This window comes from Verrucomicrobiia bacterium (assembly GCA_036268055.1).
Lineage (GTDB): Bacteria > Verrucomicrobiota > Verrucomicrobiia > Limisphaerales > Pedosphaeraceae > DATAUW01.
This window is the reverse complement of sequence record DATAUW010000025.1, coordinates 17101-43234: the sequence shown is the minus strand read 5'-3', so window position 1 is coordinate 43234 and position 26134 is coordinate 17101. Positions and strand designations below refer to the sequence as shown.

The 26134-nt window shown below is 57.2% G+C and carries 21 protein-coding genes; 11 read left to right on the top strand and 10 right to left on the bottom strand.

Annotated features, from left to right (window positions below):
• Positions 1-133 precede the first annotated feature (133 nt).
• From VH413_15735 to VH413_15690, 10 genes are all read right to left on the bottom strand, one after another.
• Positions 134-1372, bottom strand: coding sequence for a KamA family radical SAM protein (locus tag VH413_15735; GenBank protein HEX3800145.1), 1239 nt, complete (start codon positions 1370-1372; stop codon positions 134-136).
• 126 nt (positions 1373-1498) lie between these two features.
• Entirely contained in the window at positions 1499-2848 is a 1350-nt protein-coding gene (locus tag VH413_15730; GenBank protein HEX3800144.1) for a hypothetical protein, read from the bottom strand.
• A gap of 221 nt (positions 2849-3069) precedes the next feature.
• The gene (locus VH413_15725) at positions 3070-4041 is read right to left on the bottom strand and encodes an MlaD family protein (GenBank protein HEX3800143.1); all 972 of its coding nucleotides are present in this window, start codon (positions 4039-4041) and stop codon (positions 3070-3072) included.
• The gene (locus VH413_15720) at positions 4038-4829 is read right to left on the bottom strand and encodes an ATP-binding cassette domain-containing protein (protein ID HEX3800142.1); all 792 of its coding nucleotides are present in this window, start codon (positions 4827-4829) and stop codon (positions 4038-4040) included. The genes VH413_15725 and VH413_15720 overlap by 4 nt, the downstream gene beginning before the upstream one ends.
• A complete protein-coding gene (locus VH413_15715; GenBank protein HEX3800141.1) occupies positions 4826-5560 on the bottom strand; it encodes an ABC transporter permease in 735 nt (244 codons plus the stop codon). Before VH413_15715 ends, VH413_15720 begins: the two co-directional genes overlap by 4 nt.
• Positions 5561-5574: 14 nt before the next feature.
• Entirely contained in the window at positions 5575-7059 is a 1485-nt protein-coding gene (locus VH413_15710; protein ID HEX3800140.1) for a hypothetical protein, read from the bottom strand.
• A 131-nt stretch (positions 7060-7190) separates the two neighbouring features.
• Complete coding sequence (argS, locus tag VH413_15705) at positions 7191-8969, bottom strand: arginine--tRNA ligase (GenBank protein HEX3800139.1); 1779 nt, start codon at positions 8967-8969, stop codon at positions 7191-7193.
• Positions 8970-9041: 72 nt separating this feature from the next.
• Positions 9042-9506: a PTS sugar transporter subunit IIA gene (locus VH413_15700; GenBank protein HEX3800138.1), complete on the bottom strand. Its 465-nt coding sequence runs from the start codon at positions 9504-9506 to the stop codon at positions 9042-9044.
• Positions 9507-9606: 100 nt separating this feature from the next.
• Positions 9607-10260 (bottom strand): hypothetical protein, encoded by a 654-nt coding sequence (locus VH413_15695; protein HEX3800137.1) that lies wholly within the window; start codon positions 10258-10260, stop codon positions 9607-9609.
• A 69-nt stretch (positions 10261-10329) separates the two neighbouring features.
• Positions 10330-10800 carry a tetratricopeptide repeat protein gene (locus VH413_15690; protein HEX3800136.1) on the bottom strand — a complete coding sequence of 157 codons (471 nt, stop codon included), beginning with the start codon at positions 10798-10800 and terminating at the stop codon, positions 10330-10332.
• 252 nt (positions 10801-11052) lie between these two features.
• On the opposite strand from VH413_15690, the gene VH413_15685 reads away from it, so the two are divergent.
• The 11 genes from VH413_15685 (at position 11053) to VH413_15635 (ending at position 26100) form a co-directional block, all read left to right on the top strand.
• Positions 11053-12081 carry an XdhC family protein gene (locus VH413_15685; protein ID HEX3800135.1) on the top strand — a complete coding sequence of 343 codons (1029 nt, stop codon included), beginning with the start codon at positions 11053-11055 and terminating at the stop codon, positions 12079-12081.
• 222 nt (positions 12082-12303) lie between these two features.
• Positions 12304-12540 carry a zinc ribbon domain-containing protein gene (locus VH413_15680; protein ID HEX3800134.1) on the top strand — a complete coding sequence of 79 codons (237 nt, stop codon included), beginning with the start codon at positions 12304-12306 and terminating at the stop codon, positions 12538-12540.
• A 175-nt stretch (positions 12541-12715) separates the two neighbouring features.
• Positions 12716-14656, top strand: coding sequence for a hypothetical protein (locus VH413_15675; protein HEX3800133.1), 1941 nt, complete (start codon positions 12716-12718; stop codon positions 14654-14656).
• A gap of 15 nt (positions 14657-14671) precedes the next feature.
• Positions 14672-15322: a PspC domain-containing protein gene (locus VH413_15670; protein HEX3800132.1), complete on the top strand. Its 651-nt coding sequence runs from the start codon at positions 14672-14674 to the stop codon at positions 15320-15322.
• Positions 15323-15410: 88 nt separating this feature from the next.
• Positions 15411-16412, top strand: coding sequence for a MoxR family ATPase (locus tag VH413_15665; GenBank protein ID HEX3800131.1), 1002 nt, complete (start codon positions 15411-15413; stop codon positions 16410-16412).
• A gap of 51 nt (positions 16413-16463) precedes the next feature.
• Positions 16464-16736, top strand: coding sequence for a hypothetical protein (locus tag VH413_15660; GenBank protein ID HEX3800130.1), 273 nt, complete (start codon positions 16464-16466; stop codon positions 16734-16736).
• Between the two features lie 140 nt (positions 16737-16876).
• Positions 16877-17773 (top strand): DUF58 domain-containing protein, encoded by an 897-nt coding sequence (locus VH413_15655; protein HEX3800129.1) that lies wholly within the window; start codon positions 16877-16879, stop codon positions 17771-17773.
• A gap of 4 nt (positions 17774-17777) precedes the next feature.
• Complete coding sequence (locus tag VH413_15650; protein HEX3800128.1) at positions 17778-19622, top strand: VWA domain-containing protein; 1845 nt, start codon at positions 17778-17780, stop codon at positions 19620-19622.
• Positions 19623-19851: 229 nt separating this feature from the next.
• Entirely contained in the window at positions 19852-20697 is an 846-nt protein-coding gene (locus tag VH413_15645) for a substrate-binding domain-containing protein (GenBank protein ID HEX3800127.1), read from the top strand.
• Positions 20698-20866: 169 nt separating this feature from the next.
• A complete protein-coding gene (locus VH413_15640) occupies positions 20867-23203 on the top strand; it encodes a 6-bladed beta-propeller (protein HEX3800126.1) in 2337 nt (778 codons plus the stop codon).
• The gene (locus tag VH413_15635) at positions 23200-26100 is read left to right on the top strand and encodes a glutamine amidotransferase (GenBank protein HEX3800125.1); all 2901 of its coding nucleotides are present in this window, start codon (positions 23200-23202) and stop codon (positions 26098-26100) included. The genes VH413_15640 and VH413_15635 overlap by 4 nt, the downstream gene beginning before the upstream one ends.
• Positions 26101-26134: the final 34 nt, after the last annotated feature.

Genomic DNA, 26134 nt, shown 5'->3' with positions numbered 1-26134 from the left:
TTAATTCATATTTCGTCCGTGGCCCAAATATTTTTATCGCAACCGCCTGCAGGGGATTCTCGAAATGCCAATACCCTCCGCTTTTTTCATTTCTTCCCTGCGTGCCTCCGTGTCTCCGCGGTTCAAATGGATCTCAAGCCAACTCGGGTTCTTCGATTTGGGTGGGGGCTTCGAGGAGGGGGGTTCCATCGGTGGCTTCGGGGTATTCGAAAATTTTGCCTTCGAAGTTGCGGATGATGACGCGGTCTTCGTTGCGGGTGAGGACGTATTCAGGGTTGATGGGCACTTTGCCGCCGCCGCCGGGGGCGTCTATGACGTATTGCGGAATGGCGTAGCCGGTGGTGTGGCCGCGCAGGCCTTCCATGATCTCAAGGCCTTTGCGCACGCTGGCGCGCAGGTGCGCGGAGCCGGCGATGAGGTCGCATTGATACAGGTAATAGGGTTTTACCCGGCACATGAGCAGTTTTTGCACGAGGGCGCGCATGACGGTGACGTCGTCGTTCACGTTGCGCAGTAAAACGGATTGGTTGCCGAGCGGGATGCCGGCTTCGGCAAGGCGGGCGAGGGCATCGCGGACTTCGGTGGTGAGTTCGCGGGGGTGGTTGCTGTGGATGCTGAGGAACAGGGGATGATATTTTTTGAGCATGGCGCAGAGCGCAGGGGTGATGCGTTGCGGCAGGAAAATGGGGATGCGCGAGCCGATGCGCAGGAATTCCACGTGGGGAATGGAGCGCAACTGGCCGAGGAGGTATTCGAGTTTGTCGTCGCTGAGGAGGAGGGGATCGCCGCCGCTGAGGAGGACGTCGCGCACTTCGGGATGGCTGCGCACGTAGGCGATTTGTTTTTCGAATTCGGGATGAAAATCGTAGCCGCTGGCGTTGCTGACGAGGCGGGAGCGGGTGCAGTAACGGCAATAGGATGCGCAGCGGTCGGTGACGAGAAACAGGACGCGGTCGGGATAGCGATGGACAAGACCGGGCACGGGGGAATGGGAATCTTCGCCGCAAGGGTCGGACATTTCCCAGGTGGCGGTGTTGGTTTCTTCGATGCGCGGGATGACTTGCCAGCGGATGGGATCGTTTTCGTCGGACGGGTCAATGAGGTTGAAAAAGTAGGGGGTGATGGCGAGGGAAAGTTTGGAGGCGGCGAGCAGCGTGCCGGCGTGTTCCTCGGGGGTGAGGGTGGGCATGAGGCGCTGGAGTTGCTCAAGGGAGTTGATACGGTGCTTGAGTTGCCAGCGCCAATCGTTCCAGTCCTCGTCGGAAACCGCGTTCCAAAAGCCGCGTCCGGCGGAGCGAAATTGTTTAAGAGAGTTCAATTTGGCGAGTTCGCCGCTTTTACTGTCGCCGCCCGACTCTGAGTAGCTTGACATCGTGTCGAACTATAATTTCATGAGGCCGACTGTCAAGAGAAGGGAGAGTAAGTTTTTGATTAAAATTATGCAAAGCGTTGGAGTGCAATACATTAAAAGTTGACTGCTCGGTTGAGAAAAATCGTTTTATCGGGTGATGACGGCGACTGCGGGAGCGGCTTTGGGGCGGAGTTGTTCACGACGGGCTTCGAGGACTGCGAGCTGTTGCAGGGCATTGCGCGCGATATTGTCGAGTGCGGGAGGGGTAAGCGTTTTGCCCAGCGGGATATAAACGCCGAAATCTTTTTTGTTGAGGTAACTGTCAATGACGCGGCGGTAGTCGTCCACGAGGTAAACGAGGTCTTGCGAAACGCGCGCGCGCAGGATGGCGAGCTGCTGGGATTTTTCTCGGAGGACGGGTTTTTGATGCGCGGCATCCCAATCGTGGATGATGGTCGCGAGGCTGACTTGATTGCGCAGCGGCTGGTCTTTCAAGTTGGAGCGGATCTCCACTGATTGACGAAGCACTTGGTCGAGCTTGTTCCAGCTTTCGGCGCTCGGCCAGGTTTGGGTGAGGTCGCGTCCGGTGAATTGCACGACATCGAGCGCCCACCATTTTTCCAGTTCGCGCTGGCTGGCAAAATTATTATGGAACGCAGTGAGAAACGAAATCTGCCAGTTCAAATGTTGCGGCAACTCGCCGAGAAAAGCGCGCATGGCGGCGCGGCCGTTGGGCAGGTTCAGCAGGTCGTGATAAAAAAGTTGCGCGCTGCAACCGTAGGCCAGCGCGGCGTCGCCGGTGAATTTCCAATCGCCCGGCCAGCTTAGTTGTTCGAGCGTGAGCGGCGGCACAGTGCGCAGTTCTTCGTGGGCTTGCGCGAGCGGATCGGCGCGGCGGCCGGAATTGAAGACGTAACGAAAAGGATCGGCGCCGCCGACGCGTTTGGGTGGGTCAATGACCAATTCATATTGTGCGGTGCATTGGATTTCGCGCGCGAGACCTTGCACGAACCACGCGGGCAACTCGACGGATTTCGCCGTGCTGCGATTGGCAATTTCGAGCAGGACGACTTCCGCAATGGCGGAGACCAACTGCGGGCGCTCCACGGCATCGGGAACATCCACGCGATAAAGCCAGTCGCGGTCGAAACGCAATGGTGTGATGGTGATGGGTTCGTTGCCCTGGATGTGATGAAGATTAATGGCGATGTGGTCGCGCCATTGGTCGTGCGTGCCGAGTTGCTCAAGGACGGCGGACTTGATGCGCTCGATGGACACGGCAAGGAGGGTAGGATCGAGCCGCACGAGATTCGTGAGACGATCCACGTCCACGAGGTAACCGAAAACGGGCGGGGCATCGTGAACGATGAATTGGCCGCTGAGACTTTCGTGGGTGCCGGCGGTGATGGCGCGCTTGAATTCGAGCGGCGAAACTGCGCGTGCGCCGGTCGTGAACACGCATAACCAGGCGCACAAAATGGTCAAACGCAAAAGCATGAATCTACTCTATTAAACGCAATTCACGGGCGAATGACAAGCCTTGAATAAGGCCAAGACTAATTTTAACCGCGGAGACTCAGAGGCGCGGAGGAAGCAAGCCCATAAACACGGAAAAGGATTTTCCTAATCGGTGTTTAGTCCGTGTTCAATTTATGGATTCTTCTCCCAGTAACCGTCCGCGTCTCCGTGCCTCCGTGCCTCCGCAGTTAATAAAGCCTTTAAAATAAACTCGTGACGATGGAGCCGACCACACTCAACGGTCCCGTGTCTTCGAGGCTTTCGGTGGCTTTGTCGAGTTTTTGCAGGGAGAGCTTGGCGTCTTTATAAAACTCCTGATCGTTGACGAGTTTGCCGACGCTGCCCTGGCCGGAATTGATCTTTTGCAAAATCTCCTTGAGGTTCGTCATCGAATCCGTGGTCGCGGTATAGAGGCGGTCGTCCTTGATGAGCTTGCCGATCGTGCCCTGGCCGTTGTTGACCTGATCAACGATGCCGCGCGCCTGGGCGACCGTCGCCTTGATTTCACCGGCGGCATCCTGAAGGTTCGTCACGGCGACGGACGCGGTGTTGTAAAGCGACTGGTCGTAAATCAATTTGCCCACCGTGCCCTGGCCGGAATTGATTTGGCCGGTGATGTTTTGCACGTTGCCGAGAATCGCGGCGAGGCGCGGACTGTTCTGTTTCATGAAATCAATGAACGGGCCGACGAGGTTATCAATTTTATCGCCGGTGAAACTTTTGGTAAGGTTTTGAACGCCGCTGGCGGCGTCGTCGAGTTTGGCCAGGAGCGCGTTGAGATCGGGCTGCTCGATGGTGGTGATCAATTCATTTTGTTCAAGCAACGGCGAACCGGGCGTGCCGAAATCAATCGAAACATAATTCTGTCCGCCCAGGCCGGCGAATTTGATAACGGCTTTGCTGTCCGTGCGAACGGGCGTGTCCTTATTGAGGCGCAGACTGAGTTCCACTTTGCTTTCGACGATGGCAAGTTTTTCCACGCGGCCGACCGGCACACCGGCCATCTTCACGGGATCGCCGACCTTCAGTTCCTGGATGTTGGCGAAGCGCGCGCGCAGATGATAGCCGGGCTTGAAGAAATCAAATCCGCCGACGACCTCCACGATGACAAACGCGGCCAGCACGGCGAGAAAAACGAAAATGCCGAGCCGGGTTTCCAAGGAATTTTTCATAATTTTGCTTTCTGAATGGCAGTTTTGAAATCGGCGTTGAGAAATTGCTGGATGAGCGGGTCTGGGTTCCGGCAAATCTCAGCGGGTGTGCCGGTGGCGATGATGCGCCCGGCGTTGATGACGGCGATGCGGTCGGCCACGCCAAACGCCAAATCGCGGTCATGCGAAACGACGATGGATGTGACACCGATGTGTTTTTTCAGCCGCAGAATTTCTTCACCGATGGCGACGGCGGAAATGGGATCAAGTTCGCTCGTCGGTTCATCATAGAGAATCAACTGCGGTTCGATGACCAGCGCGCGGGCGATGGCCACACGTTTTTTCATGCCGCCGGAAAGTTCCGCGGGCATTTTTTCCTCGTGGCCACTGAGGCCGACGGCCTTGAGCTTGTCCGCGACGATGCGTCCGATCTCACCGGGGTTTTTGAGATGGTGTTCGCTCAGGTAGAGGCCCACATTTTCGCCGACCGTGAGCGAATTGAGCAGCGCGCTGGATTGAAAGACCATCGCCGTGCGATAATGATCCATCGCCGCTGCGTCCTGAATGGGATGGCCGTCAATGAGTATCTCGCCGGAATCTGATGGGTCGAGCCCGATGATCTGCTTGAGCAAAACACTTTTTCCGCTGCCGCTCGGCCCCATGAGCACGAACACTTCGCCCGGCTGCACTTCAAAATCTATGCCCTTTAATATCTCGTGGCCGGCAAAGGATTTGCGCAGGCCGGTGACCTTGACGCTGATGCCTTGCTGGTCGGCGGAATGCTCGGGATGAGAGGCCGGGTTGTTCATAGCATCACGCGGGTGAGGAAGTAATCCAGGATGACGATGAGCACGATCGAATTGACGACCGCCTTGGTGACCGAACGGCCCACGCCGCGCGGTCCGCCGATGGTTTGAAATCCCTGGTGGCAGGAGACAATCGCGATGACCAGCGCGAACACGAAACTTTTGATGAGGCCGTTGGCGACGTCGCTGAGTTCGACCGTCTCGCGCAGGTTTTGCAGGAACGGCTGATAGGACACGCCGATCTTGTAATTGTTCGCCGCGACCAGCGCACCCCCGCACCAGCCGACGAACACCGAGAAAACCACGAGGATGGGCAACGCAATCGCAATGGCCACCATGCGCGGCAGGACAAGATACGAGATGGGATTGATGTTCATCGTGCGCAAGGCGTCAATTTCCTGATAGACGCGCATCGAACCGATTTCCGCCGCCATTGAGGAACCGCTGCGGCCTGCAATAAGAATGGACATCATGACCGGGGCGAGTTCCTTGCACATGGAGATGCCGACGAGACCACCGACGGCATTGGCCACGCCGCGTTCGACCAGCACCGGGCCTGTCAAGAGAGCCAGCACGCCGCCGATGAAAAACGACAGGATGCACACCATGAGCAGGCTGGCATTGCCGATCTCAAAAAGCTGGTCGAATACCTTCTGGCGCTGACGCCAAACCAGCGGCATCGAACGGAGTGTCCTCAAAAAGAGGAGCATCATCTCACCAAGATTTTGAAACATAAATAATCGCGTGATCAGTGCCGGGGCGATGGCTCCGCCGGCGGGGCGTTACGTTTGCCGAACGGGATATAGCATACGCGCCAATGCTTTCCGGTCAAAGTGCTTTCATACTGGAAAAGGCCGAAGAGGAGCGAGGTTTTTTTCACCTGGGGGGCGCTTTCATGGCGGTAAAGGTTCCAAAGCAGCGACTGGCTGCGCGCGCCGGTTTTGGGATTGTGCTGGCTGACCCACAGGGACCAAAGCGGGCTGTAATCGCGCTCAATGCTTTTATTATTGGGGAAAAAGGGCTCGAGAATGGAAAGAATTTGCAGCCGTTCATTACCATTTAGCTCGTGGCGATAGTTATAAAAGGGCAGGAAATCCTGGCGGTGAAAGACACGGCCGTCGTCGAGGCTTTTCTCGTTGATGCTCGAATACAGGAAAAAAAGGATGCGCGTGCGGTCGCGATCCACCGGCGGTGAATGGAGGCGGTTATATTTATAGACGGGCCAAAGATACCAGTCGTCTTCGAGAAATTGGTTGTGCGACTGGTTGAAAAATGGCCAGACGCGTTTGGTGATCTTGCTGCCGTGGGAAAATTCGACCAGCGGCCACGGCGCGTCCCACTCGGTGTATTTTTTTTCGCGATCAATCGAATGCGTCACGCCGATGGGCCAGCCCCAACTCGTGGAGTCGCGCAGCTTCGAGCGGTAGATACTATAGAAAGGAATCGTCGCTTGCTGCCAGAAGGGGTTGTTCGTATCGGTGTCGTTCGTGGATTGCGTATAAAATGGCCACAGGACGAACCGGCTGTCGTGACCGCCGATGATCGTGACTTCGCCATCTACATTCGTGCTGAGCGTATCCACTTTATGTTCGTGCCCGGTGATGGGCCACGCTTGCCAGCCGTGGAGGCCATCGCCGTGGCGCAGATGAAAAAACGGGTACGGCATGTTGTAAGTGACGACATCCTTCTTGATCGTCTTCGCGTAAAACGGGAACAGGACGAAATCAATTTCATCGCGAAAGAGGCGATGCTTGAGGGTGCCGCCAAAGGGAACGACCGCGGTGTAATTCTGTTCGGGCAGCGTGCCGCGTTGTTGAAAATAAATCGGAAAGAGAGTGAAGCGTCGCGTGCCGGTCTCGTCCTGGTTGGTTCCGCCAGCGAAACTAAAGAGCTGGAAAAATTGCCAGCGATATTCCACGCCGAACCGGTCATAGGTGAGCACCGGGTAAAGCCAATCGAACTCTTCGTATTGGATGCTTGGGTCCTCGACGTGCGCCAGCGTGAGGACGGGAACCGCCCAGGTGTATTGCGTATCCTTTTGCTCGGAGTAATAGCTTGGCCCAAGAATCTCCGTGCGATGGCCTCCGGGCGCGAGGGTTAGACCGAAGGAATCATAAAGAAACCCGGCGTGGACGGGCTCGGCGTAGAGATTTTCTCCCGCGCAAAACAAAAAAAGCAGAATGCCAAGGAGCGCATATCTAAAAGTGACCGTCGCTGGATGGGCGTCATTCAATCGTGAGGTATTTTAGGTATGAAGCGGGTTACGTCAAGGCGGGGGCAGTGCTTCTGTTTGGAAATCTCAACCTTGTAACCGGCCATAACCGCCATTTTACGGCAGACTAAATCATGGTTTCACGGCCCGGATTACATCTGCTCCAAAGTCTGGATCCCAAGGGCCTCCAAGCCTTGCCGCAAAACTTTTGCCGTCAAATCGCATAAGGCCAGGCGGCTCGCGCGCTCAGCGGGCTCGGCCTTGAGCACGGGACAATTCTCGTAGAACCGCGCGAAGTGCCCGGCCAGTTCGTAGAGATAATTGCACAAATAATTTGGGCGATATTCCTCCGTTACGGCTTCGAGCACGAGGCCAAAGTTCAATAGGTATTTCGCCAGCGCAATTTCCGCAGGCGCATTGAGCGAAACCGCTGAACCCGCGACTGCATTATCCAATTCCGCCTTGCGGAAAATACTGCGGATGCGCGCGTAGGCGTATTGCAAATACGGCGCGGTGTTGCCATTCAAGGCGAGCATTTTGTCCCAACTGAAAACGTAATCGCTTTGGCGGTTCGGCACGAGGTCGGCGTATTTGATCGCGCCCAAGCCGACGACGCGCGCTATCTCGCGGCATGCCGTCTCCGGCAAACGCTCGGATTCTTCGCGCTCCATTTGTTTGGCCTGCACCGTCTGAAATGCGCGCTCCTCCGCTTCATCCAGCAAATCGCCAAGTTTCACCGTATCGCCGCTGCGCGTTTTGAACGGCTTGTTGTCTTCGCCCAAAATTTTTCCGAAACCAACGTGGATCAATTTCGTCTGGTTCGCTTCCGGCCGCCAGCGCCGGAAGATCAAAAATAATTTTCTGAAATGCGCCGATTGCCGGTCGTCCACAACATAGACGATTTCCTGCGGCGACCATTCTTTAATGCGATAATCGAGCGTCGCGAGGTCGGTGGTGGTGTAATTAAAACCGCCGTCACTCTTGCGCACCAGCGCGGGATCGGGCAGCCATTCGCCATCGCGATTGACGAGAAAGGGATCTTCCTTGGGCGGCAGCGAGCCGTCGCTGAACACCGCCACCGCGTCTTCGCTCTCGCGGGCGATGCCGCGCGCCAGCAAATCCGCGACGACCGAGCCGAGCCACGGATTGTAAAAGCTTTCGCCCAGCGCGTGATCGAATTTCACGTCGAGCCGGCCGTAGATGGCGTCGAATTGTTTTTGCGAAAGGCGAATCATCTCCTTCCAGATGCCAATGTTCTCGGCATCACCGGCCTGCAATTTGACCAACTCCTGCCGCGCTTCTTCGAGTCGCGAGGGCTGGGCGTCGCACTCGGCATTGATGATTCGGTAGAGGCGTTCGAGTTCGGCGATGGCATCGCGCTCAAGCGCGGGGCGGTCGAGAATTTGTTTCCAGCCGAGGAGCAGCTTGCCGAATTGCGTGCCCCAATCGCCGATGTGATTATCCGAAATGACGCGATGTCCCAGCAGCCGCAACACGCGCTGGATGGCATCGCCGATGCCTGTGGAACGAATATGTCCGACGTGCATGGGCTTGGCGACATTGGGAGAACTGAAATCCACGACGATCGTTCGCGGGTGCGAGGCCTTCTCAAAAAAAAGATGCTCGCCGCGAGAGGCGCTTTGCAACGCCTCCGCCAGTGCGGCGGGCGCAAGACGAAAATTTAAAAAGCCCGCGCCGGCAATATCCACTTTCTCGCACCACGCCGAGACATCGAGCTTGACGAGGACATCCGTGGCGAGTTGGCGAGGGTTCAGCTTGCGTTCCTTGGCGAGCGCCATGAGCGCGTTCGACTGGTAATCGCCGAACTTGGGATCGCAGGGGCGGATAAGCACGCTGGACGTATCCGCGCCGGGAAAAACGGCGGTGACGGCGGCTTGCAGGCGCGCTTGAATTTCTTTATGCGGTAACATTTTAAAGGCGAACGGCGCTCACTGAGCGCCGTCACAAAAAGAGATCGGGAAAAATTCTCGAGGCAGCCATCCTCACTTCCCGCCAAATTCCTTGATGATCTTGAACATGGCCGGGGCATCGGGAGCTTCTTCGAGCGCCTGGCGAAATTCTTTTTTGTGCAGAAGCTTGGCGATATTGGCGAGGGTGTGAAGATGTTTCTGAAATTGGCCCTGGGGAACGAGGAACAGCATGACGAGATTCACCGGCTGGTTGTCGAGCGCCTCGAAATTAACGCCCGTCTTGGACCGGCCGAACGCGCCGACGACCTCGTAAATCAAATCCGTCGAGGCGTGCGGAATGCCGATGCCGAAGCCGATGCCCGTGCTCATGGAAGTCTCGCGCTTCTTGACGACCGCGGCGATGGCGTCGCGATGTTCGGTTTTGATTTTGCCGGTGGTGACGAGATTATTGATAAGCTCGTCAATACCCTGCCATCTGTCGGAAGCACGCAGTTCCGGCACGATATTATCCGGCCCGAGAATGTCACCAAGATTCATAACGTATAAAGAGCGCGCTGATTTGGCCTTAACTGCGCGGGCAATTCAAGTTCAATTCGCCGGGTTCAGTCTAAGCAATTTTGGCGCAAGCGCAAACAGCCTACAAAAACCGCCCCAACCGCTGGATCACCTGCCCCGTGCATTCGAACCACCAACCGAACGCCGTGAATACTCCCACCCGCGCCGCCAGCGACGGCACGCCGAGCATCAGCACCGTCACATTCCCCAAAAAAATGATCACGAACGAAAACAAATAACCGTGCTGCGTGATGTCCGATTGCTCGGTCTTGAGAATGTGCCACGTCAGGGTGACGTGAAAAGCGTAGGCCGCGCCGAGCAATAAATGGAACCACACCAGGTACGGCAGCCAGTTCCAAATAAGATGGCCGATGATGAATACCGCCACCACTATCGCCGCATACACCGGAAAAAAATACGGCGCGAGCGCGATGAGAAAATTCGTTTTCGTGACGACCACATGCCCGCCTTTCGCGGAGGCTTTGAATTTTTTCACCTTGCCGCCGAACAGCCATGTCCAGAGCACGTGGGTGAATTCATGGCCGACGACATAGATCCACATTGGCTTGGGCAGCATCAGGTAGATCACGATCCAGCACGCCGCGCCGCCGCCGAGGGCGACCCACATGGTCGAGGCGTCGCTGCTGTGGCGGAATACGAGCCAGAGCGCCTTGATCGCGCCCAGGCAAACCGGCAACAGCAAAATCGCAACGATGGTCTTGCACCACTTCGGCATGCCGGATGTTAATCAGCGTAACGCCACGGCGAAAAGGTTATTAGCCACGAATGGAACATGGAGCCAATTTCACATCGCCCGGATCAGCGGACGCAAAGTCTCGAGATCGGAATCTTCGAGCGCGATCTTTTTGATCTCGTTGCCGTCGCCGTTATCAATCGCGCGCTTCAAAAGCTCCATCGCTTTTTCGCCTTCGCCCATTTGGCAGGCGTAACACGACAAGTTGTAGGGGATGATCGAGACATCGGGAAATTTTTCCAGCGCGGGCAAAAGATATTTCCACGCCGCCGTCAAACCGCCCTCCGGCACGCGTCGCAACGCATACGCCACATGCAGCCAGCCCGACGGATTTTCGGGAAACAGTTTCACCAGCTTGCGCGCGAGCGCCAACGCGTTCGGCCAATCCTGCTCATGCGCAAAAATCGCCCAGCGCACGTCGAGCACCGCCGGATGTTGCTGGAGCGATTCGTTAACGCGCTCCAACTCCGCCCGCGCCTCGGCAACGTCCCCCAGTCCCAGCCAGCCTTCGGCGGCGGACAAAAAATGCGAGTCTGGAGGCACAAGCGAATCCATTTCCCGCATCTTAACTGCCGTGTCAATAAGTGCCACGGAAGTAACCGAAGGTAACTTTCTTAGGAAACAGGAATAATTTTATTTCCCTTGATCAACGAATAATAAAAATGACGATGTGGCGCGGCGCAAATCGTAAATCCAAAACCCGCATTGCTTTCGGCCCGCGTTCAGATAAATTCCTCATACTGGGTCCAAATCCTTTCCCGGTTCGGGCCGCGCATGAAGCCGATTGTTTTTCAAGCCCTCGCTGAAGCGGCGCGCCGCGGTGAACGCGTCGTGCTCGGCCTGATTTCTGGCGTCAAAGGTTCCAGCCCCCAAAAAGTCGGCGCGAAAGCCCTTTTCTACGAGGATGGCCGCATCGCCGGAACCCTCGGCGGCGGTTGTCTCGAAGCCGAAATCCAGCAGCGCGCCATCAAGGCCCTGCGCACCGGCCGCGCCGAGGCGTTTGATCTCTTGCTCGACCACGATTTCGGCTGGGACGATGGCCTCATCTGCGGCGGCAAAGTGGAAGGACTCATTCTCCCCAATGCCGCGGAGGTCGGGGTGAAATTCTGGTCCGAACTCGCCGCGCGCAAAAGCAGCTTCACCTGGGGCGTGCGCAAAGATTTTAAGATCGGCCGCGTGGATGCCCTCACCGCGCGCAAAGCCGCCGGCAAAACCGATTTGCGCTACAACGAAACTGTCCGTCCGCCCTGCACCCTGTGGATCGCCGGCGCCGGGCATATCGGCCAGGCCGTCGCGCCGCTCGCCGCGCAACTTGATTTTTCCGTCACCGTGTTCGACGACCGCCCCGCGCTCGCCAACCGCCAATATTTCCCTGAAGAAATCGCCTTGCGCGTGGATGTCTGGGACAAACTCCTGAAAACTCGCCTGCCCGCCGCGCCCGCGTTTGGCCTGATCGTGACCCGCGGTCACCGCCACGATGCCCTGGTTTTAAAAGATTGGATTCACAAAAAATTTCTGTTCCTCGGCATGATCGGCAGCTCGCGTAAAGCCCGTACTATCTTTGAACATTTCATCGAGGAAAAAATCGCCAGCGAAACCGACCTCGCGCGCGTGGCCTGTCCGGTGGGTATCGAGATCAACTCCCAAAGCGTCCCCGAAATCGCCGTAAGCATCATGGCCCAATTCATCCAGAAGCGTGCGGAACTGGTTCGTGACGCTGGGCGGACTGATTTGACGCAGAGGCGCAGAGGCGTAGAGGCGCAGAGGTCCTTGCGGACGGCCAATGGGAGAGAAAAGTCCTAAATACGGATGGAACACAAATCAAACACCGATTAGAAGTTTTTTTCTGTATCCAACCCGCGTTTCGTCCGTGACCAATTCCTTTCCCTGCTCTGCGCCTCTGCGCCTCCCCGCCTCTGCGTTAAAAAAAGAAAACCAACAGCCTCACAACCAACCCTTGCGCCCCGTGTTAGATTGATTGGTGCTTGAAAGTCTGGTTTGATTGGTTGTCTATTTAAGATTGTTATGCCGCTTTACGAATATGAACTCTGCGAGGGTGGGTGCGTGGTCTGCGGGGGCAAGTTCACCTTGCGCCGCCCGATGGATGCCAAACCGCTGACCAAATGCCCCGCGTGCAAGAAGCCCGTGCGCAAACTATTGTCCAGTTTCAATTCGCCCCAAAAGATTTCGCTGTCCGCCGCAAAAAAAGCTGGTTTTACCGTTTACAAAAAGCTTGGCAAAGGCGAGTATGAGAAGCAGTAACAAGTGGTTGTCCAGAAAGTAAAGCGAGGAAGCACGTCGTCCGCATGAAGAGACGCATCATTTTGTAAGCGACCTCGCCTTGTAACGGTTGGTCTATGACCGCCGTCCGGACGGCAAAAGCGAGCCATTTTGAACTCGCCAGGGAAGTTTGAGTGTTGCATAATATATAAAACCAATGAGCGACCTCCAATTAATCGAGCAGACGCTTCAGGCCGCCGCGCGCCGTCGTCGCCGGGAACGGGCATTGCGCGGGCTCTGGCAGGGGCTGTTGGTGGGCGGACTGATCTTCTTCGTCACGCTCGGCATATATAAACTCGCGCCGATTCCGTCGTGGGTCGTGACGGCTGCGGGAATCGCCGGGGGCGTCGCGGCCGTGGTCGGATGTATCATCGGCGGCTGGCGCAAGACCACCGTCGAACAAATGGCCCGCTGGGTGGATGGCCGCCAGCAATTACAAGAGCGTCTCAGCACCGCGCTCGAAATGGCTAAAGGTCCGGGTTCTGAAACCTGGCGCACCTTGCTCGTCACTGATGCTGCCGCGCACGCCAAGGAACTCGATGCCCGCCGCCTGGTGCCCTTCACTTTGCCGCAAGTCAGCCGCTGGGCGTTGGTCGTGCTCGCGCTCGCTGCCGGACTCGGTTTCGTGCCCGAATATCGCAGCAAAACCTTCGTTGCTAAAGTTGCCGATCAAAAAAATATTCAGGATACTGGCAAAGAACTCACCGAATTGACCAAGCGCAATTTGCAGAAGCGTCCGCCCGCGATGGAGACCACGCAGAAGGCGATGGAAACCGTCAGTGAATTGGGCCAGCAACTTTCCAAGCAGAAATTGACCCGCAGCGACGCCTTGAAACAGATCGCCAATGTGACTGACCGCATCAAAGACGAGATGAAAGATGCGGCCAAGGAACCGGCCATTCAGCGCATGGAACAAGCCGCGCGCTCGCCGGGCGGTGAAAATTCTCCCGATGCCGCGCGTCTGCAAAAGCAAATTGAGCAGACTCAAAAGCAACTCGGCACTCCCAACGGTTCGCCTGAGGACATGGACAAGCTCAATAAAGAGTTGAACAAAATCCAGGAAGCCGCCAAGGCCGCTGCCGATAAAAACGGCGGCATGAGCCAGGCCGACAAGGAAAAAATCTCCAAGTCCATGGCCGCGCTTTCCAAGCAGGCGCAGCAGATGGGCATGCAAATGCCGAACATGGATCAGGCCATCCAGGCGCTTGCCGCCAATCAGACCGATATGTTCCTGAAAGATTTACAGGCTGAGACGCAGGACCTTGAAAAAACCAAGGACCTTGCCAAGAGCCTTCAGCAGATGCAGCAGCAAATGGAAAAGATGGGCAAAGACCTCGCCGAGCAATTAAAGAATGGCCAGCCTGAAGCCGCGCAGGACACATTGAAAAAAATGCAGGATCAGTTGAAGTCGGCGAACCTTACGCCGGAACAAATGCAAAAAATGGTTTCTGAAGTCGCCAAAGCCGTCAGCCCCGGCAGTCAATACGGCAAGGTCGGCGAAAAATTGAATCAGGCCGCCAAGGCGATGCAAAGCGGCAATAAACCCGGCGCCGGCCAATCGCTCGCCGAGGCTTCGAAGGAACTCGATAAATTGATGCAGCAGATGAACGACGCGCAGGCGATGGAAAGCGAATTGGACGGTTTGAACCGCGCGCAAATGGCGATCAGCACCGGCCAGAGTTGGGGCCAATGCAACAAACCGGGCGTGGGAACCAAACCCGGGGGCAAACCTGGCTCCGGCGTCGGCACTTGGGCGAACGAAGATGCCGGCTGGGGTTACGACGGACATCAAACCCAGCGCTGGGACAATACCGGCATCACCCGTCCCGACCAAAAACCGCGTGGCGTCAGTGATCGCGGCGATGGCGAGTTGAACGACGCGCTCAAACCCACCAAGGTCAAAGGTCAATTTTCACCCGGCGGCCAGATGCCGAGCATCACTTTAAAAGGCGTGAGCATCAAGGGCACGAGTTCGGTCGCCTACGAGGAAGCCGCCGTGGCCGCGCAAGCCGACGCCCAAAGCGCATTGAGCCAGGAAAAAGTCCCGCGTGCTTATCAAGGGGCCGTGCGTGATTACTTCGACGACATGAAGAAGTAGCCATCACTCACCCGCATGAAAAACATCAAACTCTTGATTGCCTTCGTTGCGGGATTCGCCATCAGCCGGTTAATCAAGATCGGGCCGGAGTGGCCGTCATTTAATCTTCCTTCCGAAGAGACGAGTCTGCTTGGAACCATCGCCTTGATGACTATCGTCCTCGTCGGCGCATTCTTGTCCAGCCGCCGGGAAACTGCCGAGCCGGGTTCGACAAATCTCTCCGCTTTTTTTCAATCCTTGAGACAACTTCACGCGTCTGATCGCGATTCTTTCCTGGGTGGAGTTTGCGGCGGACTCGGCGAAGCCACGCGCGCGCCCAGTTATGTCTGGCGGCTGCTGTTCGCTGTGACGTTTTTCTTTTTCGGCGTCGGCCTGTGGACTTATATTCTTCTTTGGATTTTTCTTCCGACTGGCGAAACCCAACCCGCTCCCAAATCGGAATCCAAAGACGTTTTTGATTTCCTGCATCGGCTCAAACGGAACAAAACCGATTCCTGGATCGGTGGCGTCTGCGGCGGCCTTGCGAAAGTGACGCCTGCGCCTTCCTGGGTTTGGCGTCTTGGATTTGTCATGCTCGCTTTCAGTTATGGCAGCGGCCTGATTATTTACCTGCTGCTCTGTTTTTTCGTTCCGCTCGAGGACGCCCCGGACCACTTCTCCACGTGACGTTCGCGCAAGCCCATCTCATTTTGGCCACGGTTGTCCCGCGCATTTTTTGTTTTCATTTCCCGCGTTCCAAATTTCCAACTGACCTATGAATACCGAAGAACAAATCGCCTCCTTCCGCCAAAATTACGCCGCCCTTCGCGCTGAGATCGCCAAGGTTATCGTCGGCCACGACGCCATCGTCGAAGGCACACTCATCGCCGTGCTCGCCGGCGGTCATGTGTTGCTCGAAGGCGTTCCCGGCCTCGGCAAAACACTTCTCGTCCGCACGCTCAGCGAAGTGCTCGACCTCTCGTTCAATCGCATCCAATTCACGCCCGACCTCATGCCTGCCGACATCCTTGGCACCAACATGGTCATGGAAACCGCCAGCGGCCGGCGCGAATTCGAGTTCCAGCGCGGCCCCATTTTCGCGCATCTCGTCCTCGCCGACGAAATCAACCGCGCCACGCCCAAGACCCAATCCGCCATGCTTGAGGCTATGCAGGAAAAAAGCGTCACGGCGGGCGGCGAGATCCGCAAACTCATCGAGCCCTTCTTCGTGCTCGCCACACAAAATCCGATTGACCAGGAAGGCACTTATCCGCTGCCCGAGGCGCAACTCGACCGTTTCTTTTTCAAGCTCGTCGTCGGCTACCCGACCGGCGCGGAATTGACCGAAGTCCTCACCCGCACCACTGAGGGCGCGCGCGCGCAAATCAATAAAGTCCTCGACCGCGAAACTTTGCTCGAACTGCAACGCCTCGTCCGCCAGGTGCCCGTCGCCACGCACGTGAAAGATTATGCTGTGCGCCTCGTCCTCGCCACGCATCCCAAGACGGACACTGCCGCGCCGATCACCAATCAATATCTGCGTTTTGGGAGCAGCCCGCGCGGCGGCCAATGTCTGCTGCTCGCGGGCAAAGTACGCGCGCTCACACAAGGCCGTTTCAACGTGAGCTTCGACGACATTCAGGCCGTCGCGACCGCCACCTTGCGCCACCGTTTGATTTTAAATTTTGAAGCCGAAGCCGAAGGCATCACCACCGACCAAATCATCGCGCAGATTTTACAGGATGTGCCGAGGGATGCGGCCACAGTAAACGCCTAGCCAAATTGGGTGATGATTGCTATAAACCTGCTTCTAAAGGAGGATGTTTAAATGAAAACGACCTTGGATTTCGAAGGCGAACTTAAAGACAAACTGGTTTCGTTGACAAAAAAAACCGGCCTTCCACTTGAAGAAGTGGTCGAGCGCGCCGTCCGGTTGGGGCTCGAAAAAATGAACCCTTCAGGCCCAATTCAAAAAAAGCCTTATCAGCAACGTACATATAACATTGGAATTCACGCCGGAGTGAATATTGATAAAGCGCTGGCGCTGGCGGCGGAAATCGAGGACGAAAAAATTGATGGGGTAGAAATCAGCAGGCGATGATACGAGAGTGTTCATCTCCCGGGGAGCACACGCGTCTCGCGTGTAGTGGTCGGCGTCCCGCCGGCCACATCTTTACATCCACTTCGCCGCAACCTTGATTCAATATCTGATCTAAAACAGATGCCGCTTATATAACCTTAATGTCCGCCCCCCTGCTCACCGCTGAACTTTTGCGCCGGTTGGAACAATTCCAACTGCTGGCCTCGCGTCGCGCCAAGAGTTCCGCGCGCGGTGAGCGCCGCAGCCGAGCGCGCGGGCAGTCGGTCGAGTTTGCCGACCATCGTAACTACGTGCCCGGCGATGATTTTCGTTATCTCGATTGGAATCTTTACGGGCGCCTCGAAAAATTATTTCTCAAGCTTTACGAGGAGGAACGCGAATTGCCCGTCCGCATTTTTCTCGATGCCAGCGAATCCATGACCTTCGGCGAACCGCGTAAATTCGATTTCGCGCGCCAGATCGCTGCCGCCATCGGCTACGTCGCGCTTTGCGGATTCGACCGCGTGAGCGTCGTTCCGTTTCCCGACAACAAAGACGAGTCTGCCGTGCGCGGAGCCTTGCGCGCCGTGCGAGGCCGGAAGTCCGCGCTGAATTTTTTCCAAAACATTTCGCAACTCACTGCCAAAGGAACCGCTAATTTCAACGAGTCCCTGCGACGCGGCGCGCTCGAAGCCCGGCAGGCGGGCGTCGCCGTCGTGCTCAGCGATTTTCTCGATCCCGCCGGTTACGAAAGCGGCCTGACCGCGCTCGTTGGCCGTGGCTTTCAGGTCAACGCTGTGCAGATTCTCGCGCCCGAGGAACTCTCACCCTCGACTTACGGCGACCTTCGCCTCGTGGATGCTGAGACCGGCAACGTGCAGGAAGTCAGTTTCGGCAAATACCGTATGTCGTCGTATCAACAGATGGTCCAGAATTTTTGCCAGCGTCTCCGCGAATATTCGCAAGCGCGCGGCATCAGCTTCTTCATGGCGCCGTCTAATATGTCGCTTGAACAACTGTTGCTGAAACAACTGCGGCAATCGGAAGTCTGGGGATAGCCGAATGAATTTTCTTTCTCCATTCGCATTTTTGTTCGCGCTGACGATTCCGGTCGTCATCGTGTTCTATTTGCTCAAGAGGAAGCGCGTCGTAAAATTAGTTTCGAGTACGTTGCTTTGGCAAAAATTCCTGGCGGAAACGCAGGCGAGCGCGCCGTTTCAAAAACTTCGCCGCAACTGGTTGTTGCTGCTGCAAATACTTTTGTTGATTCTCGCGATCCTCGCTTTGACACGGCCCTACTTCGCCACGCACGCGGGCTCCAGTGATTTGCGGGTTTTGATTTTGGATGCGTCGGCGAGCATGCAGGCTACGGATGTGACGCCTTCGCGCTTCGAGGTTGCCCGGCAGGAGGCGCTCAAGTGGGTGGATAGCTTGCGGCCGGGCGATAAGATGGTCGTGCTTCAAGTCGCCGCGAATACCGAGGTCAAGCAATCCGAGACGGGCGAAAAGGCCGCGCTTCGCCGCGCGATTCTTTCCTGCAATGCCATGGATGCTCCCACGCGGCTCATCCCCGCGCTCAAGATGGCCGATTCGCTCGTGCGCGATCGCGGTCGGGAGAGCAATCCTGAGATTCATCTTTTCAGCGACGGCGCGGTGCCGGACATCGCCGAGTTCGATAACCGCGCGCTCCCGCTCATTTATCACAAGGTCGGCGAGAGCGATGACAATATCGGCATCACCGCGCTTGACGTGAAAGCGAACCCCGAGGACGCCTCGCAACGCGCCGTCTATGTGAGCGTGGCAAATTTTTCCACCAACACGCAGCAGACCGATCTCGAATTGCGGCTCGACGGCAATCTGCTCGAAACGCGCCCGATCAAAATCGCTCCCGGCCAGGTTTCGCCGCAAATATTTCTCGCCGCGCAATCGCACGACGGCGTTTTCTCCGTCCATTCGACGCTCCCCGACGCTCTTGCCGCCGATAACGACGCCTCGGTCATCAGCCTTTTGCCGCATCCGGTGAACGCGCTGCTCGTCACGCGCGGAAATCGTTTTCTCGAACGCGCCCTGCGCGCCGCACCAAATGTCCAACTCACCGTCGCCACTGAACTCACCGACGACGCGGCCACTTTTGATTTTGTCGTGCTCGACGATGTCGTTCCCGTTGTGTGGCCGCGCGAAAATGTGCTCGCCATCCATGTCGCGAACACGAATTGGTTCGAGGGCCTTTCGCAAATCGAGACGCCCGCAATCGTGGACTGGCGCGCGACACATCCCGTGCTGCGCTACGTCGGTTTCGACAACGTGCAGGTCGCCAAAAGCATGCAGGTGAAAATGCCGTCGTGGGGTGTCTCGCTGGTGGACTCGCCGCAATCGCCGCTTATCATCGCGGGCGAGCTTGGACGCCAGCGCATCCTGTGGGTCGGCTTCGACACGCTCGAAAGCACGTGGCCATATCGCATTTCCTATCCCATTTTCATCGCCAACGCCGTCGAGTGGCTCAACCCCGCGACCGAGCGCAACAGCCAGCTTCTCGTCCACGCCGGCGACCCGTTTCATCTCAGCCTTAATCAACCCGTGACGAACGCGCAAGTCACGCTGCCCAGCGGCGCGATTCAAAATTTGAAAGTGGACGCGAGCGCAACCGAGATCGTTTTCGGGGATACGTTTCATCAAGGCATTTATCATCTGAAAACCGGCACGAACGACACCACCTTTTGCGTCGCGCTGCTCGATTCGGCGGAGAGCAATATCAAGCCACGCGAGGATTTGCAGTTTGGAAAATACGTGAAAGTTTCCGCCACGACTGTGCATCGCGCGAACCTGGAATTGTGGCGTCACCTCGCGGCGATCGCGCTGGGGGTGCTGTTGTTTGAGTGGTGGTATTACCACAAACGGACCGTTTGAGTGCGGAATGCGGAGTGTGGAGTGCGGAATGAAGAAATTTAATATGGATGCGTTGGATGAAAATGAAAACCGTGAAGGCTTGAAAAAGAAGCCTGTAGCGTATTTTGCGTGGTGCGAAATCGCGCGGAATCCGGTTTTGAGATTTAGCGCCTTGTTCGTTGGAGTCTTTACGATTGTTTTGGCGTGCGGATTGTTTGGCGCTGGCTGCTCGAAAAATTCGAAAGTGGTTGTGGTTTACAGTTCTCAGGATGAGGAGTTCGCGGACACGATCTTCAAAAATTTTGAAAAGCAAACAGGTATTCAAGTCAAAGCGGTTTATGACAGTGAAGCGATGAAGACGGTTGGCCTGGTCAATCGACTGCTCGCTGAGAACGATCATCCGCAGTGCGATGTGTTTTGGAACAACGAGGAATTGCGCACGCGGCTGCTGGCCACGAAAAATATTTTTCGCGAGACGAATGGCTGGGCGTTGCTCGGCTATCGCAGCCGCCGGCTGGTGATCAATGCGAATGCCGTGCCGCAATCGCTGGGGCCGCTTAATTTCAGCGATGCCACCAACGTGGCGTGGCGCGGCAAGGTTGCGCTCGCCTATCCGCTGTTCGGCACAACGGCCACGCATTTTCTGGCGTTGCGCCAGTATTGGGGCGATGCCAAATGGCAGGCGTGGTGCCGCGCGCTGGTCGTGAACAAGGCGATGCTCGTGGACGGCAATTCCGTCGTGGCGCGCCAGGTCGGCGGCGGCGAGGCGCTCATCGGCTTCACGGATTCCGACGACGCGGCGGCGGAACAGCACGAAGGCTTGCCGCTCGCCGTCATGCCGCTGGGCAGCGAGAGCTTGCTCATCCACAATTCCGCCGGAGTCATCCGCGGCGCGCCGCATCCCGAGGCGGCGCAACAACTGTTCGCGTATCTGCAAAGCCCCGAGGTCGAGCAACTGCTCGTCGAGAAAAAAGCGCTGGAATCCGCCACGCCCGGCGAGCCGGAAACCAATCCCGGCCTTAAAGTGGATTGGGACGCGCTGCTTCGCGACCTCGATGCCGGCACCAAAGAAATGGAGACGATTTTCTTGCGATGAGACAAGGCTTTTTCAACTTCGATTTTTTTGCGGATCGCGGGTCTGTGACCGGCAGCAACGGACATCAGTCAAGCTGCTCTCGAAGCGGCCTTGCGCGGCAATCTTATTTGTACATTGCTGCGGGTCATAGACCCGCGGTCCGTGGGGAAGAGAAGGACATCACCTTTAAATGAACTGGCCGCTGCTCATCAATAGCCTGCTCGTAAGCGCACTGACCACGGTGTTTGCGCTGGCGCTTGGGTTGATGGCGGCGTTGTGGCTCTCGGGACTCGGCGGGCAATGGCGCGCGCGGTGGATCGGCGTCGCGATTGTCGCGCTTTCGCTGCCGCCGTTTCTTGTGACCAATGCGTGGCTGCATTATGTCGGCACGGCGGGCACGTGGCACGGATGGCTGCCGGTAAATATTTATTCGCTCGGCGGCACGGTTTGGATTCTCTCGCTCCTGCTGTGGCCGATTCCGCTGTTCGCCGTGCTCGGCGCGTGGCGGCAACTCGAAGCGTCTCAACTCGAGAGCGACATGGCCGTGACCGGTTTCGCGTTGCTGCGCGGATTGCTCCTGCCACTCGCGCGCGGGCCGCTGGTGCAGGCGGCGGTGCTCACTTTTGTTCTCGCGCTAAATGATTTCGGCGTGCCCGCGATTTTGCAGGTCAAGGTATTCACGGCAGAAGTGTGGATTTTATTCAATACGACCATGAATTCCCTAGGCGCGCTGGAAATGAGCTGGCCGTTGCTGGTGCTGCCGTTCTTTTTGCTGTTCTGGTTTCGCCGGGCGGAAGTCGCGTGGCCGCGCGCCGAAGGCCCAGTGTCCGCAAAATTATTTCGCCAGCAACTCGGCGCGGGCTGGTCGCGTGTCTGTGGAGTCGGAACCATTTTTATCTGCGTGCTCTCAGTCGTGCTGCCGCTCGCGCAACTCGCCACGGCGCCGCTGACGTGGTCGGAACTTCCGGGCGCACTCGCCGCCGGACAATCCGCGATTTGGAACTCAATTTACATCGCGGTCGCCGTCGCCTCGTTGTGTCTCGCGCTTTCCTTCATCAGTTGGCGCTGGCCGATTGGCACGGCGTTATGGATTCCATTTTTTGTGCCGGGCGTGTTCATCGGCATCGCACTCATCGCGATTTTTAACCGCCCGATTTTCGAGATATTTTATCAACACGTCGGCATTGTTTTCCTCGCATTGGGGCTGCGGTATCTGGCGTTCGGCTGGAATGGCATCGCACGGGCTATGCGTGGTGTGGATCGCGACCTTACGGATGTCGCGCGGCTGAATGGCGCGTCACACTGGCAACTGTTTCGCCATGTTCAATGGCCGCAAATCTCCTCGCAAGCGACCGTGGCGTGGTACGTGATTTTTCTGCTTTGCCTGTGGGATGTCGAATCCATGTTGCTGGTTGTTCCGCCCGGCGGCGAGACGCTTGCCTTGCGCATTTTTAATCTGCTGCACTTCGGCCACAACGCGCAGGTAAATTCGCTTTGCCTCGCGCTGCTCGCGTTGGCGGTCGCGCCGCTCATTTTATGGCAGGTGTCGAAATTATTTTTCCAACGCCGTCGTTACACGACAGCGATCGCCGCGATTTTTGCGCTCGGTTTTCTCACGAGTTGCTCGGTGGATACCGCGACGGAGAAAACTTTGGACAGCAAATTGTTCAGCAAGGTCGTGGTTATCGGCAGCCGTGGGGTGGGCGTGGGAGAATTCAACAAGCCGCGCTCCATCGCCGTGGATCGCGAGGATAATATTTACGTCGTGGACATGACCGCACGCGTGCAGAAATTCACGCCGGACGGCCAATACGTTTTGCAATGGCAGTTGCCGCAGACGGACCTCGGCAAACCCAAAGGCATGGGCTGTGACAAGGACGGCAACGTCATTGTCATTGAGCCGCATTACCAGCGCATCAATATTTTTTCTGTCACCGGCAAGCTGTTGCAGCAATGGGGCCACAAGGGCACGAACGTCGGTGAACTCATCATGCCGCGCGCGGTGGCGATCAATTCGCGCGGTGATTTTTTGATGCCGGAATATACGGTCGTGGATCGCGTGCAGGAATTTACGCCGGGCGGCACAAACCTCGTGCGCGTCATCGGCCACACCGGCGTGAATCATGGCGAGTTCGATCGGCCCGAGGGCATCGCTGTGGATGCGGCGGATAATATTTACGTGGCGGACTCGTGCAACCATCGCATCCAGATTTTTTCGCCGAATGGAAAATTCCTGCGCACTTACGGCAAGCCCGGCAACGGCGTGGGTGAAATGAGTTACCCGTATGACGTGCGGGTGGACAAGGCCGGTTTGCAATTTGTGTGTGAATTTGAAAACAGCCGCGTGCAGGTTTTCGATACCAACGGCCAATCCCTCGAAATCCTCGGCGGGCCCGGTGCGTCAGTTGGCAAGTTGAATAATCCCTACGCCATCGCGCTCGATTCGCACGGCAACCTTTACGTGGCGGATTCGCAGAACCATCGCGTGCAAAAATTCATACGACGAAACCAGCTGGCCAGCCGATGAAATTCCAATTCACCCATCCTTATTATTTGCTGCTGCTGCCGCTGGCGCTGGCGTGGGTCATCTGGCTCGCGTGGAAGAGCGACGTGCAAATCAGCCGCTGGCGGCGATGGGTTTCGTTCTGGCTGCGCGCGTTGATCGTGGCGTTCCTCATCTTCGCGCTCGCGGGCATCCAGTGGATGCGCGCGCTCGAAGGCATGAATGTTTTCTTTCTGCTCGACCGTTCGGACAGCATTCCCTCGGCGCAACAGGACCTCGCGCGCACTTACATCAACAAAACCACCGCCGATAAAAAGCGGGTGGACAAGGGCGGCGTGATCGTTTTCGGCAGCGAGGCGAATATCGAGACCGCCGCGAACACCGCGGTCAACGTCGAGAAAATCCAGGCGGTTGTCGGCACGGAACGCACGGACATCGCGGGCGCCATTCGCCTCGGCACGGCGGCGTTTCCCGAAACGGGACAGAAGCGCCTTGTGCTGATGTCCGACGGAAATGAAAACACCGGCGACGCGATGACCGCGCTGCTCGCGGCGCGGCAACTGGGCGTGACGATGGACGTCGTGCCGATGGGCGTGGAGCGCGGCAACGATGTCTCGATCCAAAAGCTCACGCTGCCGCCGAAGCTCAAGAAGGGCCAGTCGTTCGAAGTGAAAATATTTTTGCAGTCGGACACCGACACGCCCGCGACGCTGCGGCTGTATCGCGACGACGAATATCTCGGCGAACAAAAAGTCCAGTTGTCCAAGGGAAAAAATCTTTTCACGTTTCCGCAAACCCTGACCGATCCGCGTTTTTATAAATACGACGCGCGTGTGGAAGCGCCGGGGGATTCCGTGCCGCAAAATAATCGCGCGAGCGCATTTACCAGCGTGAAGGGCGAACCGGAAATTCTGGTGGTGTCGTCGGACCTTCCCGGCGACCAACCGCTCGTCGAGGCGTTGCGTTCGGCGCATTTGCAAGTGAAAGCCGTGTCCGTGAGCGGTTTTCCGGCGTCGCTGGCCGAGATGCAAAGTTACGACGCGATTTTCATTTCCAACATCGCGGCGGGCGATCTCGGCAAGGATTTACAGACGCTGCTCGAAAGCGCGGTGCGGGATTTTGGCGTGGGATTGGTGTGCATCGGCGGCGACCAGACGTACGCGGCGGGCGGTTATCGCGGCACGCCGCTGGAGGAAACGCTGCCGGTCAACATGGAACTCGACAGCAAAAAAGTTTTGCCGAGCGGCGCGGTCGCGCTGGTGATGCACGGGATGGAATTCGCCAATGGCAACCAGGTCGCGCGCGATTGCGCCCAGGGAGTTTTGGCGGCGCTCGGGCCGGGAGATGAAATGGGCGTGGTGCTGTGGGACGGCACGGAGCATTGGCTTTTCCCGATGACGAAGGTCGGCAATAAAAAAGCGCTTGGCCAGCAGATCGCGGGCATGAACCAGGGCGACTTGCCGGGTTTCCAGGGCGTGATGTCGCTCGCGCACGAAGGCTTGAAAAAAGCGAGCGCCAATCTCAAACACATGATTGTTTTCAGCGACGGCGATCCGAGCGCGCCGTCCGCCCAGTTGATGCAGGACATTGTCGGCGACCGCATCACGGTGAGCACGGTGTTGATCGCGGGTCACGCGGGGCCGGACACGATGATCTGGATGGCGGATAATGGCAAAGGACGTTTCTACAATGTGACTTCACCGGACGATTTGCCGCAGATCTTCATCAAGGAAGCGGCGGTGATTTTGAAATCGGCGATTTACGAAGACCCGTTCAAGCCGGTGTTCAAGGCTTCGAGCGAACTGGTGCGCGGCATCGGCCCCAACGAATATCCGCAACTGCTCGGCTATGTCGCGACGACTCCGAAGGCGCGCGCGGAAATTCCGCTGGAGACGGACAAGAACGATCCGCTGCTGGCGCATTGGCAATTTGGCCTGGGCCGCGCGGTCGCCTGGACCTCGGATGCCAAGGGCAAGTGGGCGAAGGGCTGGCTGGGCTGGAGCAAGTATCAGCAATTCTGGTCGCAGATCGCGCAATGGAGTTTGCGGCGATTGGAGAATTCAGATTTCTCGACGGATTTATCGGTGGACGGCGGGCAGGGAACCATTTCGACCGATGCCCTGGATGAGCAGGGAAATTATCGGAATTTTCTCGAACTCGAAGGCGTGGTCGTGAGTCCGAAAGGCACGGCGACGACGGTGCAACTGGAACAGACCGGCCCGGGGCATTACGAGGCGCACTTTCCGACGAAGGAAGTGGGCACTTACATGCTGAGCTTGCGCGATAAAAAAGACGGGCAGATCCGCGGCACGCAAGTCGTCGGCGCGAGCATTAATTATTCGCCGGAGTTCAACGCGTCGGAGCCGAATTTGAATTTGCTGCGGCGCCTAGCCGAAAGCGGCGGCGGCAAGTTGCTCAATCCCGATGATCCGGCGGACAACACCTTCCTGCACAATCGCCAGAAAACGTACCAGGCGCGTGATTTGTGGGAGTGGTTGTTGCGCTTTTCCATTTTGCTTTTTCCGCTGGACGTTGGCGTGCGACGCATCCAACTCGAACGCGAAGAGATGCAGCGCATGTGGCAGTGGATTCGCCGCCGCGTGTTTTTCTGGGCAGCGGTGGAACGCGAACCGGAAGCGGAGGAATCTTTGGCCGCGCTTTTGTCGCGCCGCGATCAGGTGCGCTCAACGCACACGACGGCTACCGCGCCGCCGGTGCAACCATCCGCCGACCTGTTCCGCCCGCAAAAGCCGGTAACCTTGCCGCCCGACGCGGAGTCATCTAGTGAGACGCCGGGTTCAGGTTTGAGTGGTGCGCCGCCGCCGGTAGCAGAACCTGAAAAACCGAAAACCGAAGCGGCAAGCACTACCAGCCGATTGCTGGACGCCAAGCGCCGGGCGCAGCAGCGGAAAAAAGAATGAGTTGCGGAATTGAATTAGACGGTCTTTTGCGGTT

Excerpts from the sequence above, each read along its gene's own strand:
- VH413_15735 (HEX3800145.1), bottom strand. The coding sequence starts at position 1,372 with ATGTCAAGCTACTCAGAGTCGGGCGGCGACAGTAAAAGCGGCGAACTC.
- VH413_15730 (HEX3800144.1), bottom strand. The coding sequence starts at position 2,848 with ATGCTTTTGCGTTTGACCATTTTGTGCGCCTGGTTATGCGTGTTCACG.
- VH413_15725 (HEX3800143.1), bottom strand. The coding sequence starts at position 4,041 with ATGAAAAATTCCTTGGAAACCCGGCTCGGCATTTTCGTTTTTCTCGCC.
- VH413_15720 (HEX3800142.1), bottom strand. The coding sequence starts at position 4,829 with ATGAACAACCCGGCCTCTCATCCCGAGCATTCCGCCGACCAGCAAGGC.
- VH413_15715 (HEX3800141.1), bottom strand. The coding sequence starts at position 5,560 with ATGTTTCAAAATCTTGGTGAGATGATGCTCCTCTTTTTGAGGACACTC.
- argS (HEX3800139.1), bottom strand. The coding sequence starts at position 8,969 with ATGTTACCGCATAAAGAAATTCAAGCGCGCCTGCAAGCCGCCGTCACC.
- VH413_15700 (HEX3800138.1), bottom strand. The coding sequence starts at position 9,506 with ATGAATCTTGGTGACATTCTCGGGCCGGATAATATCGTGCCGGAACTG.
- VH413_15695 (HEX3800137.1), bottom strand. The coding sequence starts at position 10,260 with ATGCCGAAGTGGTGCAAGACCATCGTTGCGATTTTGCTGTTGCCGGTT.
- VH413_15685 (HEX3800135.1), top strand. The coding sequence starts at position 11,053 with ATGAAGCCGATTGTTTTTCAAGCCCTCGCTGAAGCGGCGCGCCGCGGT.
- VH413_15680 (HEX3800134.1), top strand. The coding sequence starts at position 12,304 with ATGCCGCTTTACGAATATGAACTCTGCGAGGGTGGGTGCGTGGTCTGC.
- VH413_15675 (HEX3800133.1), top strand. The coding sequence starts at position 12,716 with ATGAGCGACCTCCAATTAATCGAGCAGACGCTTCAGGCCGCCGCGCGC.
- VH413_15670 (HEX3800132.1), top strand. The coding sequence starts at position 14,672 with ATGAAAAACATCAAACTCTTGATTGCCTTCGTTGCGGGATTCGCCATC.
- VH413_15665 (HEX3800131.1), top strand. The coding sequence starts at position 15,411 with ATGAATACCGAAGAACAAATCGCCTCCTTCCGCCAAAATTACGCCGCC.
- VH413_15660 (HEX3800130.1), top strand. The coding sequence starts at position 16,464 with ATGAAAACGACCTTGGATTTCGAAGGCGAACTTAAAGACAAACTGGTT.
- VH413_15655 (HEX3800129.1), top strand. The coding sequence starts at position 16,877 with ATGTCCGCCCCCCTGCTCACCGCTGAACTTTTGCGCCGGTTGGAACAA.
- VH413_15650 (HEX3800128.1), top strand. The coding sequence starts at position 17,778 with ATGAATTTTCTTTCTCCATTCGCATTTTTGTTCGCGCTGACGATTCCG.
- VH413_15640 (HEX3800126.1), top strand. The coding sequence starts at position 20,867 with ATGAACTGGCCGCTGCTCATCAATAGCCTGCTCGTAAGCGCACTGACC.
- VH413_15635 (HEX3800125.1), top strand. The coding sequence starts at position 23,200 with ATGAAATTCCAATTCACCCATCCTTATTATTTGCTGCTGCTGCCGCTG.